At 37.1% G+C, this 14,870-nt stretch carries 15 protein-coding genes; 3 read left to right on the top strand and 12 right to left on the bottom strand.

The window, feature by feature from the left end; translation table 11 throughout:
* The first annotated feature begins 71 nt into the window (after nucleotides 1–71).
* On the top strand, nucleotides 72–863 hold the full coding sequence (gene cdaA / locus AN34_RS13975) for a diadenylate cyclase CdaA (RefSeq protein ID WP_029286464.1): 792 nt from the start codon (nucleotides 72–74) through the stop codon (nucleotides 861–863).
* A 72-nt stretch (nucleotides 864–935) separates the two neighbouring features.
* Here cdaA and AN34_RS13970 read toward each other — a convergent pair whose 3' ends face one another.
* The 9 genes from AN34_RS13970 to recJ form a co-directional block, all read right to left on the bottom strand.
* A complete protein-coding gene (locus AN34_RS13970; RefSeq protein WP_029286463.1) occupies nucleotides 936–1,346 on the bottom strand; it encodes a BrxA/BrxB family bacilliredoxin in 411 nt (136 codons plus the stop codon).
* 102 nt (nucleotides 1,347–1,448) lie between these two features.
* On the bottom strand, nucleotides 1,449–1,922 hold the full coding sequence (locus AN34_RS13965; protein ID WP_197285519.1) for a CCC motif membrane protein: 474 nt from the start codon (nucleotides 1,920–1,922) through the stop codon (nucleotides 1,449–1,451).
* A gap of 4 nt (nucleotides 1,923–1,926) precedes the next feature.
* Nucleotides 1,927–2,250, bottom strand: a complete 324-nt coding sequence (locus tag AN34_RS13960; protein WP_029286460.1) for a DUF2752 domain-containing protein — start codon at nucleotides 2,248–2,250, stop codon at nucleotides 1,927–1,929.
* Nucleotides 2,231–2,665: a YkvA family protein gene (locus tag AN34_RS13955; RefSeq protein ID WP_029286458.1), complete on the bottom strand. Its 435-nt coding sequence runs from the start codon at nucleotides 2,663–2,665 to the stop codon at nucleotides 2,231–2,233. Before AN34_RS13955 ends, AN34_RS13960 begins: the two co-directional genes overlap by 20 nt.
* Nucleotides 2,666–2,682: 17 nt before the next feature.
* Nucleotides 2,683–3,573, bottom strand: coding sequence for a YARHG domain-containing protein (locus AN34_RS13950; protein ID WP_029286457.1), 891 nt, complete (start codon nucleotides 3,571–3,573; stop codon nucleotides 2,683–2,685).
* A complete protein-coding gene (locus AN34_RS13945; RefSeq protein ID WP_029286456.1) occupies nucleotides 3,574–4,203 on the bottom strand; it encodes a DUF2306 domain-containing protein in 630 nt (209 codons plus the stop codon).
* A gap of 76 nt (nucleotides 4,204–4,279) precedes the next feature.
* The gene (locus tag AN34_RS13940; protein ID WP_029286455.1) at nucleotides 4,280–5,803 is read right to left on the bottom strand and encodes a GH3 auxin-responsive promoter family protein; all 1,524 of its coding nucleotides are present in this window, start codon (nucleotides 5,801–5,803) and stop codon (nucleotides 4,280–4,282) included.
* Nucleotides 5,804–5,812: 9 nt separating this feature from the next.
* Nucleotides 5,813–6,553 (bottom strand): LPS export ABC transporter ATP-binding protein, encoded by a 741-nt coding sequence (gene lptB / locus AN34_RS13935; protein WP_029286454.1) that lies wholly within the window; start codon nucleotides 6,551–6,553, stop codon nucleotides 5,813–5,815.
* Between the two features lie 85 nt (nucleotides 6,554–6,638).
* Nucleotides 6,639–8,339 (bottom strand): single-stranded-DNA-specific exonuclease RecJ, encoded by a 1,701-nt coding sequence (gene recJ, locus AN34_RS13930; RefSeq protein ID WP_029286453.1) that lies wholly within the window; start codon nucleotides 8,337–8,339, stop codon nucleotides 6,639–6,641.
* A 53-nt stretch (nucleotides 8,340–8,392) separates the two neighbouring features.
* On the opposite strand from recJ, the gene AN34_RS13925 reads away from it, so the two are divergent.
* Nucleotides 8,393–9,160, top strand: coding sequence for an MBL fold metallo-hydrolase (locus AN34_RS13925; protein WP_029286451.1), 768 nt, complete (start codon nucleotides 8,393–8,395; stop codon nucleotides 9,158–9,160).
* Between the two features lie 250 nt (nucleotides 9,161–9,410).
* Here AN34_RS13925 and AN34_RS13920 read toward each other — a convergent pair whose 3' ends face one another.
* Together AN34_RS13920 and AN34_RS13915 are read right to left on the bottom strand one after the other, a co-directional pair.
* Nucleotides 9,411–9,998 (bottom strand): YceI family protein, encoded by a 588-nt coding sequence (locus AN34_RS13920; RefSeq protein WP_029286450.1) that lies wholly within the window; start codon nucleotides 9,996–9,998, stop codon nucleotides 9,411–9,413.
* 147 nt (nucleotides 9,999–10,145) lie between these two features.
* Nucleotides 10,146–11,219, bottom strand: a complete 1,074-nt coding sequence (locus AN34_RS13915) for a serine hydrolase (RefSeq protein ID WP_029286449.1) — start codon at nucleotides 11,217–11,219, stop codon at nucleotides 10,146–10,148.
* Nucleotides 11,220–11,335: 116 nt separating this feature from the next.
* Here AN34_RS13915 and AN34_RS13910 point away from each other — a divergent pair, with 116 nt between their 5' ends.
* Complete coding sequence (locus tag AN34_RS13910) at nucleotides 11,336–11,698, top strand: glyoxalase (protein ID WP_029286446.1); 363 nt, start codon at nucleotides 11,336–11,338, stop codon at nucleotides 11,696–11,698.
* A gap of 158 nt (nucleotides 11,699–11,856) precedes the next feature.
* On the opposite strand, the gene gcvP is transcribed toward AN34_RS13910, so the two are convergent.
* Nucleotides 11,857–14,733, bottom strand: coding sequence for an aminomethyl-transferring glycine dehydrogenase (gcvP, locus tag AN34_RS13905; protein WP_029286444.1), 2,877 nt, complete (start codon nucleotides 14,731–14,733; stop codon nucleotides 11,857–11,859).
* Between the last annotated feature and the right edge of the window lie 137 nt (nucleotides 14,734–14,870).

The raw sequence follows: 14,870 nt of genomic DNA, 5'->3' as shown, positions 1-14,870 counted from the left end.
TAGGTTAAAATAACTCTTGTCAAATCAACTGAAAATTGTAAACTGAAAACGGTTTTGCTATCTTGCCATTAATGAAAGGATTTGATTTCGATTTTCTTAAAGTATCTGTAACAGATGTGGTAGATATTGTGCTGGTAGCACTCTTAATCTATTATGTTTATACCCTGATTCGGAATACACTTGCTGTAAATCTGCTGGTGGGTATGTTTATTATCACTGTTTTTTACTGGGTGGTGAAAGGTTTGCATATGGAGTTACTGACCACTATCATTGAGAAATTTATGAGCGTGGGCATCATTGCTTTAATCGTTATCTTCCATCCCGAGATCAGGCGGTTTCTATTACTGATCGGAAAAAATGCCTTCTTGCAGAAAAATAAAGCGTGGTGGGGATATTTGTTTGGCAGAAAAGAAATTGAAAGAAATAATCTAACCCGCATTAAACCGATTATAGACGCTTGTAAAACCATGAAGAAAACGAGAACAGGTGCACTTATCGTTTTTGTTAAGTTTTACGATGAACAATTTTTTGCAAATAGCTGTGAGGTGGTAGATGCTAAAATCTCCAAAAGATTATTAGAAAGTATATTTCAAAAAAATAGTCCTCTGCATGATGGAGCGGTAGTGATCTCAGAAAATAAAATCAAAAGTGCCAGTTGCATTCTTCCTTTAACAGATAACGATCAGTTGCCTTCGCAATTCGGATTAAGACATCGGGCTGGTATTGGTGTTTCTGAAACGACAGATGCCGTTGCGGTAATCATTTCTGAAGAAACCGGAGAAATATCATATGCCAAACAAGGCAGAGTGAGAATGAACGTTTCGTTTGGTGAGCTAGAGAAATTGCTCAATAAAGATTTTTAATTATTTTTTGAATGAGGTATTAGTTGGTTAGACATTTAAAAACTAAAAACCTAACCAACCAAAATCTAATAACTAGCAGTATTGCTCGAAAGCGCCAATCAGGTTATCAGCAATCATTTGCGCTGGTCTGCCTTCAATTTGATGACGCTCAATCATATGTACCAATTTGCCATCTTTAAAAAGTGCCATAGCTGGTGATGATGGAGGAAATGGCATCATATAATTTCTGGCCTGGTCTACAGCTTCTTTCTCCATACCTGCAAAAACGGTTACCAATTTATCAGGGTGTTTTTCATGTACTGCTGCTGCTCTTGCTGCCGGGCGTGCATTTGCTGCTGCACAACCACATACAGAGTTTACCACTACCAATACAGTTCCTTCACCTTTTATAGCCTGATCTACATCTGCTGCATTTTTTAATTCTTCAAAACCAACGTTGGTTAATTCCTTACGCATTGGTTCTACTAAATATTCTGGATACATTATCGTGAGTTTTTTATTTACAATTTGAATCATACAAAAATAACAAAATCGAATGGCTTGCGTCATCCGATTTATATTTTTAAGGTAAAATTAGCAAAGCTATTAATGCATTCCTTTAAAGAATTTATCGTATGCAGCAGGGTTTGCAATTGCACCTACAATTACCAGAATTACTATTGCGATAAATAAAACACTTAATATCGTAGCAATCATTCCACAAATTTTACCTGCCTTTGCATTTTTATAAGATGACTCCGTGTAAAAAGTAGGATTTAATTGATATTTTTTCATATCACCTGCACCTAAAACCCAGGCAATAATACCGAAAATTAAACCAAATATACCGTAGAAACAGCATGCCGGAAGCGCAATGATCCCTAGCACTAATGAAGCTGTAGCATTTGGAAGATTTTGCTGCCCCATTCCCATTCCGCCGCCAAACTGCCCGAATGGAGGAGGCTGTTGAAATGGTGGAGGTGTTGCAAACCCAGTGTTTCCGGCGTTTGGTTGTGGTATTTCGTTTTTACTCAGATCAATAGGTTGGTTTTCCTGAGGTTTTTCCTGTTCTTCTGACATGGGATTAGATGATAAGTTGATGAGTGTATATTTTATAAATGTAATTGATAAAAATAATTATTGCAATACCCGCAAAAGCAATTTTGATCATCTGTGCACCGCTTTTAAAATCCAGCTTAAGATGGAATAAGGTAAAAATCACTAATAAAAGAAGTGGTATGGTAGCTGGATAAAGTTTAAAGGATTCAATAAAATTTCCTTTAAGTAAGGAAACAACAGATCGCTGAAAGCCGCATCCGGGACAATCAAACCCGAAATGAGATTTAAACGGACAAGCAAAAAGATGTTGATTGAGCCAGTCTAAAAAACTATGTTGCGGTTGAGCCATCTACGTCTTCTATATATTCAATTTGTGCATCTTTCCAGGCTTTGTAATGGTCAAGATCTTTAAGCACCTGCTTATAAACCAGGTTTAATATAAAAATATCATCAATAAAGCCCAATACCGGAACAAAATCTGGCACTACATCTATTGGTGATAAAAAATATACCAACCCACCTAAAATAGCTACAATTGATCGCTTAGGAATCTCAGTATAATTTCCGTTAACATAATCTTTAGACACAGCAAACAGCAATACCATTTTTTCCCAAACACCATCTAGCTGTCCTTTATTGGTTACAGCTTTTCCTAATGCATCTTTTATGGTGGTATTGGCTTTGGATTTATCTTTCAGGATTATGGTTGCCCGGTTTTCGGATTTCCTGAAAAAATCTAATATTTTTTGTCTGTTAATCTTCATAACGAATGCTGCACAAATTAACGGCCAAAAGTATCGTAATTATCCTCGGCGTATTTAATGAAACGATCTAAAAGCTTAATATTTTTATTTTCAATGGCTGTTAATTTATTATCCACATTATCTTCAACTGGCACGTACCACTCCACAGGATCAAAAAACTGGCGGTAGGTACCTTTTTTGAATACATAACCATGTCTGGCAAAAACAGTATTTTTCAAAATCTGCAGATCCAGTTTACGGAGGTTTTTTAAATTACTTTCTGCAAGCAATGCTTTGGATGCATTGAGTTTGAAAATCTCTTCTGATGCACTTCTATAAAACGGATTTATACCTAAAGTATCAACCGTTCCATTCTCAAGCGTATCAAACTGTGATACCATTTTATGATCACCCCAATCTACATAGTTCCCTTCGGATGGCAGCATTACTTCAGGGTTATAAACAAACTTACGCTTTAGCAACTTGTAGGTTTTCTCCGGCCCTTTTAAATTGGCATCAAAAGCATTCCATTTGCCAACAATAGAATCGCCTGCTATTTCAAATTCGAATCGTCCATCATATTTATGGTTACCTGGTTCATTTAATACAAAACTAATTTTACCATCATGTTCAGATAATTTACCCAATAACGGCCTGTTGTTCCCAGAAACAATACTTTGGGCAATCACAGTATCTTTCGTAATTCTTTTGATAATGATATTTAGCTTGTCTACATAGTTGTAATCATCGCCCTCAAAATCTTCGGCTCCCGCTTCAAAAAAACCACCCACCCAAAAGCCATATAGTTCTTTGTGAATTTCCTGTTGTGGAATCTGCTTTTTCTTAGCCATGTTTTGCTGAGACTTTTTGGTGTCTTTACAGGCGATAATGGTGAAAGCAATAAGCGAGAGGATAAAGATCTTTTTCATTTAAACGATTTTTTTTCTGATCAGCCATTCGGCTATTAACAAATTGGGTATCCATCCTAACCAAGCAATCACCTGGTAAACATCCATCGGTGCCGGATGAAATAAATATACCAAAATAACTTTCCAAAGCCTTAAGGTAATGGCAGAAGTGGCTAAAGCAAAACTGCGGTACATCATCTTTTTATGCGCCTTAATTTTTCTTTGGATAATCAGCTGCACGGCCTTTATGGTAAACCAAAACCATAATAAACCTAAAATTATAAAAGAAGTTTTGGCTATTAAGCCTCCATTGGCAAAATATCCTATAAAAATTCCTGAGGGTGCGGCAAATAACAATACGATGCCAACATATAGGTAACCAAGTATGCGGTGTACACCAGGATATTGATTTAAAATTTTCGGATTAAACTGCGTAAAACCTGCCATCAAAACAAAAATGGCACTATATACATGAATATAAAAGATGGGTAAATAAGCTTTAATACCAGATACTTCTGTTTGCTTAATTTGAAGAAATGCGACTTCGCGTCCAAAGGGCAGGTAGCGCAGTGTAATTTGCACCATCAGTACAAAAAAATAGGCAAAGAATAATAGCCAGGCAATATTAGAATAAGCGATTTGTCTTTTCAACTTATTTAAGATTTAGTTGTCATGGTTACCTTTGATAGGAGAGCGCAATAATGTTTAAATCAATGACATTGGTAAATTATGCTGCAGATACGCTAATCATGATCAGAATATCATCTATATATTTTCTCTCATTGGCCAGGCGTGGAACTTTATGTTGCCCACCCAATTTATCTTTAGCTTTTAACCAATTATAAAAAGTATTTGCTGGCGCATTATGCACCGTTGGCCTACAGAGGGCCATATCTTTAAATCTTTTGGCATCGTAATCTGAGTTTACTTCACGCAAGGTATTATCCATCACATCAATAAACTTTTCGAAATCATCGGGCTGTTTATCAAATTCTATGATCCACTCATGCCCGCCAGCTTTTTCTCCTTCAAAATAAATTGGCCCGGCGGTATAATCTTTAATCTCTGCACCAGTTTCTAGGCATGCCCGGGTTAAAGCTTGTTCGGCATTATCTATAATCACTTCTTCTCCAAAGGCATTAATAAAGTGCTTTGTTCGTCCTGTAATTTTAATTCGATAAGGAGAAAGAGAAGTAAATTGGATGGTATCTCCAATCATATAACGCCATAAACCTCCGTTGGTTGAAATGACGATGGCGTAATTTTTATGAAGTTCTACCTCACCCAGTAATAAGGCTTTAGGGTTTTCTTCACCAATATTTTCCATTGGAACAAACTCATAGAAAATACCATAATCCAGCATAAGCAGCATTTCATCAGAATTGTCCTGATCCTGAATACCAAAAAAGCCTTCTGAAGCATTATAAGTTTCCAAATAATACATGTCATTAGAAGGAATGAGTTGCTTAAACTGCTCGCGATAAGGTGCGAAATTTACAGCACCATGGATATAAACTTCGAGATTGGGCCAAACCTCTAACAGGTTGCTTTTTCCTGTTAGCTCTAAAACCTTTTTGGCCAGAACAATGGTCCAGGTTGGTACACCAGAAATACTGGTCACGTTTTCCTGAATGGTAGCTTCAGCCATTCTGTCCATCTTTACCTCATAATTATCCATCAAGGCAATAGACATATCTGGTGTGCGGTAGAACTCGGCCCAGATGGGTAAATTTTTAATTAGCACAGCTGATAGATCACCATAAAAACAATCTTCATTGAGCTGATTTACCTGGTGACTCCCACCAAGCACCAAACCTTTACCGGTAAACATTTGATTATCTGGCCGATTATTACAATAAATGGAAAGCATGTCTTTCCCCCCTTTGAAATGACATTCTTCCAAAGATTCCTTAGAAACAGGAATAAATTTACTTCTGTCGCTGGTAGTTCCGGATGATTTAGCGAACCATTTAATATCAGATGGCCATAAAATATTTTGTTCGCCGGCCAGCATTCTTTCTATATAAGGCTTAAGGGTATCGTAATTTTGAATGGGAACACGCTCCTGATACTGTTGAGGCGTAAGGATGCTTTTGTAATCATACATTTTACCCCATTCCGTATTTTCTGCACTATCAATCAGGTTATGAAACCATTCATGCTGAACATCATAGGGATATTTCATAAAAAGCTCGATCTGGTGGATCCGCTTTTTCATCAGCCAGGTAAAAATTGAGTTTACAAATGCCATTGTCCGTAATTAAATGTCGAATTTTTTACGCTTCAGTACAAAGTTCGAACCCAGATAAACTTTCCTTACCATCTCGTTTTCTGCCAGCACTTCCGGAATACCTTGTTCAAGAATTTTTCCTTCAAAAAGTAAATATGCCCGATCGGTAATGGAAAGGGTTTCCTGAACATTGTGATCGGTAATTAAAATACCAATGTTTTTATGCTTAAGTTTTGCAACAATACTTTGAATTTCTTCTACAGCAATAGGATCTACTCCGGCAAAAGGTTCATCTAAAAGAATGAAACTAGGATTTGCCGCCAACGCACGGGCAATTTCGGTTCTTCTACGTTCCCCACCTGATAATAAATCACCTCGGTTTTTACGAACTTTATGCAAGCTAAATTCATTAATCAGCTCCTCCAGCTTATCCTTTTGTTCTTCTTTAGACAGGCTACTCATTTCCAGAATAGCCAAAATATTATCTTCAACCGTAAGCTTTCTAAATACAGATGCTTCCTGAGCTAAATAACCAATGCCCTTTTGTGCCCTGCGGTACATGGCATCTTGTGTAATATCTTCTTCTTCTAAAAAAATCCGACCTTCATTTGGCTTAATTAAACCTACAATCATATAAAATGAGGTGGTTTTACCGGCACCATTAGGTCCTAGCAAGCCAACAATTTCTCCCTGACTTACACTAAACGAAACATCATTTACAACGGTTCGCTGTTTATATTTTTTAACCAGATTTTCGGCTCTTAATATCATATTTAGATTGCCCGTCACCCTGAATTTATTTCAGGATCTTTTTACAGCATGCTGAATCAATTTCAGCTTGACGATTTTATTTAATTTAATTAACTTTTATGCCTTTAACATTAAGTTGCATACGTTTTTTATCTCTCCACACATTTTCTTCAATTGTATAACAAACAGAAAACGGAACTTTTGGTTGTAAAAGATTTTGAAATTCTGCCAGTCCAAATGCAATGCATTCAAAAATAGGCGAATTTTGTTGCTTTATGATAATTTTTAAATGATTTGCGCCAACAGCCATTGCAGGCCGGTCTAAATAAACACCATGTGATACGAAAACCGGTGCCATATTTTCTGGTCCAAAAGGGCCCATTTGTGCTAAAACCCTGAAGAATTTTCCATCAATCTGATCCAGTTTAATTTCAGCATCGATCTTGATCATTGGTGTTAATAATTCTTCGGTAATAGACGCTGATACTATTTCCTCAAACTTATCTGCAAAAGCATCAACTTTATCTGCCTGCATGGTTAAGCCTGCAGCAAATTTATGACCTCCGAACTGATCCAGGAGATCAGCGCAACCACTCAAAGCTTCGTACAAATCAAACCCAACAACTGAACGGCAGGAACCTGCAACGTGTCCGTTAGATTTAGTCAGCACAATAGTTGGGCGATAATATTTTTCAGTCAGCCTGGAAGCCACAATTCCAATCACACCTTTATGCCAGTTTTCATTAAATACCACTGTGGTTTTCCGATTGATCAGGTGATCACTACTCCCAATTAAATCTAAAGCTTCACGGGTAATGTCCTGATCATATGTTTTTCGTTCTGTATTTTTAAGATTAATGGATTCACTCTGTTCCAATGAATTGCCATCTACCTCACAAAGCAGCATAGCCACAGCGTGTTTGGCATGGTCAATTCTTCCAGCGGCATTAATGCGTGGGCCTAAAGTAAACACTACATCAGTAATGGTATAATTTTCTTTTTTCCCTGACACTTCCATCAGTGCACGCAAGCCCTCACATGGATTTGTATTGAGTTTTTTTAATCCATAATAAGCCAGAATTCTATTCTCACCAACAACCGGAACAATATCTGCAGCAATACTCACCATCACCAGATCCAGGTATCGAAGATAAGTATCTGCCGTAAGATGATGCTTTTGTGCATAAGCCTGAGCCAGTTTGAACCCAATTCCACAGCCTGCTAATTCTTTAAAGGGGTATTCACAATCAATCCTTTTTGGATCTAAAACAGCAACAGCTTTAGGAATTTCATCGCCTGGTAAATGGTGATCGCAGATGATAAAATCAATACCAAATGCATTAGCATAGTCTACCTTATCCAGTGATTTAATCCCACAATCCAAGGCAATGATCAGTGAAAAACCATTTTCATTTGCATAATCAATTCCGGCGGTAGAAATCCCATATCCTTCCAGGTAACGATCAGGTATATAATATTCAATGTTTTCTGTAAACTGAGAAAAGAAGCTGTAAGCCAAAGCGACAGAGGTTGTTCCGTCTACATCATAATCACCATAGATCAGGATTTTTTCATGAAGTGACAGGGCTCTTTCAATTCTGCGAATCGCTAAATCCATATCCTTCATCAGGAAAGGATCGTGAAGTTGAGTCAGTTCTGGTCTGAAAAAGTATCTGGCCTGATCAAAGTCACAAATGTTTCTTTGTACTAAAATTTGTGCTAATGATCTATCTATATTAAGTTGTTCTGCTAATTTCTTTACCGTGTCATCATTACAATTTGATGTCAGCACCCATCTTTTTTCCATTATATTTGTTTCCGAACAGTAAATATACTTTTTTAATTTAAATCTACATTACATTGCAAGTTCACACCCTTTTTGAAGGAACCTATTCGGTAGATGCTACCAAAAAATTTATTCCTTTCGATTCAGCCATTCATAGTTTTAAAGACAGGCCAGCTTCACTATTTATTAATGTGCAGCCGTTTTTAGTGGAACTGAAAAATGATTTAGTCCTTTTTGATACCGGATTGGGTTTTAGTGATGACCATGGCGAACTGATTTTACATAAAAACATCCGCAATGCGGGTTTTGATCCTACGGATATAACCAAGGTTTTAATGTCTCATTTACATTATGACCACTCTGGTGGAATGATTCATAAACAGGAAGATGGAAAAGTAGAATTGAGTTTTCCTGATGCAGAATATGTAATCAATCGTGGTGAATGGGAAACAGCCTTTAGCAGCACATCAAGTTCTTACCATACCGATATTTTTGATTTTCTTCAGCGCAATGCACAATTGAAATTTATAGAAGGCGACAGCAATTTGGATGACACCATTGCTTACGAATTTACCGGAGCACATTGCCCAAATCATCAGGTTTTTTTATTAACGGAAGGCAATCAGAAAGTGTTTTTTGGTGGCGATGTTTTACCTGAACCGAGTGAATTAATCAAAAATTTTATTGCAAAATATGACTTCGATGGCCGGAAGGCGATGGAATTGCGCAAAGCATTTGGTAAAAGAGCCGCCGCCGAAAATTGGGAGTGTTTATTTTACCATAGCAAAGAGCAGGCAACGGGATTTATTGATGAAACAGATGGTGGGTTTAGGGTAAGGTAAAGATGAAAGCTTAAAGCGAAAAGACTAAAGCTTAAAGCGAAAACCCATCGGTTGTAAATTTCAGTGAAGTATGTCCTTAAGCACTACCGAAAATACTTTTTGTTTGTAGCAACCTTGAATAAGCTGTCATGCTGAGGCACGAAGCATCTGTTTCATAGGTTGCAGATGCTTCGTGCCTCAGCATGACAGTAGTCAAAAAAAGGTCCCGACAAATTGCCGAGACCTTTTATACTTTATAAAAATGGAATAATTATTTTTTAGCTACTAATTTCACACCAATTTCGAAGTTATCATCAATTGCTTTATCACCGATGCTATCAAAAAATGATTTAGAACCGTAACGGATATCGTATTTAGTTCTGTCAACTAAAATTTTACCAGCTAAAGCAGAAACAGTACCATCAGCATTCACCGCAACTGTAGCTGGGAAGCTTACTGGTTTAGTAATTCCTTTAATGGTTAAATTACCTGTAACAGTTAATGAAGCACCAGAACCAGCAACTTTAGTAATTACGAAAGTTGAAGTTGGGAATTTTGCTGTTCCGAAGAAATCATCTGCTTTTAAGTGGCCTTCTAATTTTGCGCTACCATCAGCATCTTTGATAGAATTCATATCAATTGTGAAAGTTCCGCCGGTTACTTTTTTACCATCAACATTTAAAGTTCCTGATTGTAAAGCGATTGTTCCATTATGTGAACCAGTTACTTTTTTACCAATCCAAGTGATGGTAGATTTTGCCGGATCAACAGTATAAGCTACTGGTTTAACAGGACTCTTAAAAGCTGACAATGATACAACTGCCACTAATAAAAAGATTGAAGAGATTTTTAATTTCATGTTTGGTTTTTTTTAATTGTGATACAAAGATATAATTAAGGATCATCCTTTATGATTGACCTATGTTAAGTTTTTTCAAAAATAAAAGATTTATTCATAATCATTCTATGGACACCATATTATTGCTGTGGTTTAATAATTGGAAGCTTATTTTTTATTAAATGTTTTTAAAGCCAGGCCAGCAATATCTTTAACCACCTGTGTGGGAGAATTACAATCACAATTGCTTAAACCAAGTATATAAATATCCTGATCAGGAATATATACCCCCATTGTTTTAAATCCAAATATGCTGCCGCCATGTTCTCTCGTAGCTACCCCATCAATATCTTTTAAATGCCAGCCATAACCATAGCTAAATGTTTCGCCACTATTTAATTTATACTTTGTAAATGCTTTTTTAATGGTTTCGGGTTTCAAGAGTACATCCTTGTTTAAGGCATTTTGCCAAAGCAGCATATCATCTATAGTAGACATTAAAGCACCTGATGAAAAAGGAATACTAAAGCTAATAGCAGTTTTATTTACATAGCCTGCTGCTTTCTGCTGATAACCATAAGCCCGGTTTTTGATAATGGACGCATCAGAGGCATACCGTGAATGTTTCATACCAAGCCTTTGAAAAATATTTTTGTTGATATAGTTTTCATAGGTATAACCAGAAACCAATTCAATGAGATATCCGAGAATCACATAACCAGAATTGTTATATTCAAACTTTTCTCCAGGATTAAAATCCATAGGCTCATTTTTAAAAAAATCGACCATCTGTTTTGGAGATAAATTTTGTTGTGCAACCTGATTGAGGGATTTCATTTTAGTAAAATCCTTTATACCAGAAGTGTGGGTAAGCAAATGATGAACTGTAATCTTATCTCCCATAGGGTAGTCTGGAATATACGCTGAAATGGATTTTTGCAAATCTATTTTTCCCTGTTCAACCAACATTAAGATTGCTATTGCAGTAAATTGTTTCGTCATTGAACCCAACTGAAATACATTTTGAGGTGCCATTTTAACACCTAACTCAATATTTGCATTACCGAAAGCTTTTTGGTAAACGGGTTTACCATTTTTGGCGACCATAAATACACCTCCGGGTCCGTTTTTGTCTTTAAATATTTGGTTAAGTAAACTATCTACTTTAACCTCAAAAGTTTGTGCCCAACAAAAGTTAACAGTAGTGGCTGTTAATATGAATAACGTGAGTATTTTTTTCATTTAAATTTTATTTGCAGTATCAGACGACATTTCTTAATCTTGGGTTACAATCGATATTAATATGATTGATAATGCATTACAGGAAATAGCAATGTTTTTAATTTAAAATTGACCAAATGAACAAACAGGTAAAATCAATACGCCCCTTTATTGGTGCGAAAGATTTCGAAACATCTAGAAATTTTTATAAGGATTTAGGATTTGAGGAAGCTACTTTAGGCGATGGGATGTCTGTATTTAAAATGGGTGAACTTGCCTTTTATTTACAAAATGCATATGTAAAAGATTGGGTTGATAACACCATGATCTTTATGGAAGTTGAGAACGTTGAAGAATTCTATAATGAGCTCATTAAACTGGATTTACCAAATAAATATGAAAATGTAAAATTGAGTACCATCCGAAATGAGGATTGGGGGAGTGAATGTTTTCTTCACGATCCCTCAGGAATATTATGGCATTTTGGAGCGTTTAAATAATTGGATAATTCATTGGATGAATATATAAAGGTATTTATCTGATGACGATCGTTTAAGACAAAAAATCTGCAAGCTTTATGAAAATGAATTCACAAAACTTGCAGATGATTTTTACCTAATGAGATTGCTTCGTGCCTCGCAATGACGAAACTTTGAATCTAAGGAACGATTTCTTCCAAATAACTTTCCACAGGCGGACAAGCACAGATTAATGAGCGGTCGCCATGGCTATCATTTACACGGCCAACTGATGGCCAGAACTTACGCTCTGATACATAAGGCAACGGGAATGCAGCGGTTTGACGGCTGTAAGCATGCTCCCATTCGTTTGCCGTAATTACGGCAACGGTGTGAGGTGCATTTTTCAACGGGTTGTCAACCTTATCAAAAGTTAGGTTTTCTACTTGATCTATTTCTTTTTTAATCGCAATTAAAGCATCACAAAAACGGTCTAACTCATGTTTAGGTTCCGATTCTGTAGGCTCAACCATTAAAGTACCTGCAACCGGAAATGAAACTGTTGGTGCATGGAAACCGTAATCCATTAAACGTTTCGCAATATCCGTAACCTCAATTCCGAAGGCTTTAAATGAGCGACAATCTAAAATCATCTCATGTGCACAACGACCCTGAGCACCAGAATAAAGTACCGGATAGTGTTGCTCCAAACGAGCTTTCATATAATTTGCGTTTAAGATCGCATATTTAGTGGCATTGGTTAATCCTTCAGATCCCATCATGGCAATATAGGCATGCGAGATAATCAAAATGGAAGCTGAGCCCCATGGTGCAGATGATACCGCAGAAATTGATTTTCCTTTATCAATATCAACCACAGCGTGACCTGGCAGATAAGGAACTAAATGTTTAGCCACACCGATTGGGCCCATCCCAGGACCACCACCACCGTGAGGAATACAGAAGGTTTTGTGCAGGTTTAAGTGGCAAACATCTGCACCGATATTAGCAGGGCTAGTTAAACCAACTTGTGCATTCATGTTCGCACCATCCATGTAAACCTGACCGCCGTTGGCGTGAATCGTTTCACAAATTTCGATAATGCTTTCTTCGAACACCCCATGGGTTGACGGATAAGTTACCATTAAACAAGATAAATTATCTTTATGTAACTCCGCCTTTGCTTTTAAATCTTCAACATCGATGTTGCCATTTTCTAAAGATTTAACCACAACGATTTTCATATCGGCCATGGCTGCAGATGCAGGATTTGTGCCGTGAGCAGACGCAGGAATTAAAGCTACATTACGATGGAAATCGCCTCTATCGTGATGATAAGCACGGATAACCATCAAACCAGCATACTCACCCTGAGCACCAGCATTTGGTTGTAAACTCATGGCTGCAAAGCCAGTAATTTCACTTAACCATTTATCCAGTTCATTAAAAACAGAATAATAACCCAACACCTGATCGGCTGGTGCAAATGGGTGAACGCGACCGAAGTGAGACCAGGTAACAGGAATCATCTCTGCTGTTGCGTTTAATTTCATGGTACAACTGCCCAATGCAATCATGGAATGGCAAAGCGATAAATCTTTTGCTTCTAATGATTTGATGTAACGCAACATTTCATGCTCTGAGTGATGTGAGTTGAAAATCGGGTGCGTTAAATAAGCAGAAGTACGTTGTAAAGCTGAAGGAATAATGGATTCTACATTTTCTACTACTTCAACCTGATCGGCAGCGATAGCTTTAACCTTAGCGAAGATTTTAGCAATTAATGCTACATCTGCAAATGTGGTAGTTTCATCGATAGAGATCGTGGCTACATTACCAACATAGTTTAAGTTGATTTCATTATCAATACATCCCGATTGGATGCCACCTTTTAAATCGCCTAAATCAAAACGGATCGTATCGAAATAAACTGAGTTTAATTGTTCAAAGCCTAAGCCTTTTAACGTTGAAGCCAGACTAATGGCCAAACCATGTGTACGTTCAGCAATCGCTTTTAATCCTTTCGGACCGTGATAAGCGGCATAAAAACCAGCCATAATAGCCAATAAGGCCTGAGCGGTACAAATATTTGAAGTTGCTTTATCTCTACGGATGTGTTGCTCGCGGGTTTGCAAAGCCATACGCAAGGCATAATCACCATGGCTATCAATGGTTACACCTATTATACGACCTGGGATTGAACGTTTATATTCTTCTTTAGTTGCGAAAAATGCAGCATGTGGACCACCAAAACCCATCGGAATACCAAAACGTTGTGTTGTACCTACCACAATATCAGCACCCCATTCACCCGGAGGCGTTAATAAGGTTAAGCTTAAAATATCTGCAGCAACTGTTAACTTAATATTTTGATTGTGTAATTCTGAAGCAAAGTTTTTATAATCGAAAACTTCACCATTACCTGCCGGATACTGAACAATTGCTCCGAAGAAATCTTCAGTAGCGATAAAATCTAAATGATTGCCAATAACTAATTCAATACCGTAAGGGTTGGCACGGGTTTTTAAAATATCAATGGTTTGCGCAAAAAGCAATTCAGAAACGAAGAACTTTTTAGCTGCCTGATTTTTACGCGTACTGTATTGCATGAACATCGCCTCCGCCGCAGCTGTACCTTCGTCTAAAAGTGAAGCATTGGCGATTTCCATTCCGGTTAAATCAATCACCATCGTTTGGAAATTTAACAAAGCCTGCAAACGACCTTGCGCAATCTCTGCCTGGTATGGCGTGTATTGCGTATACCATCCTGGATTTTCAAAAACATTACGTAAAATTACGCCCGGCGTAATCGTATCATAATATCCCTGACCGATAAAGCTTTTAAAAACCTTATTTAATAATGAAGTTTGTTTTAAAGCACCCAGATATTCAGTTTCTGATTTTGCTGCTGGCAAGTTTAAAGGCTGTTTTAACCTAATGGTTGCCGGAACAGTTTGTTCAATCAGCTCATCAATAGAATTTACGCCAATAGCTTGCAACATCTCGGCTGTATCTGCCTCATTTGGTGCAATATGACGATTTTGAAAATCTTCCTTGTAATGGATATTTAAGCTCATGCGGTATGAATAATAAATTTCCCGCAAAGGTAGCAAAAAGCCGACTATTTTTAGGTATCTAAACACATTATGGATCGTCATATTTTCGTAGTGAAATAATAGACAAAATCCAGGTTTTTAGTAGCTTTGGCAATAAA

The organism is Pedobacter sp. R20-19, assembly GCF_000708265.2.
Taxonomy (GTDB): domain Bacteria; phylum Bacteroidota; class Bacteroidia; order Sphingobacteriales; family Sphingobacteriaceae; genus Pedobacter.
This window is presented reverse-complemented; position numbering and strand designations above follow the sequence as displayed.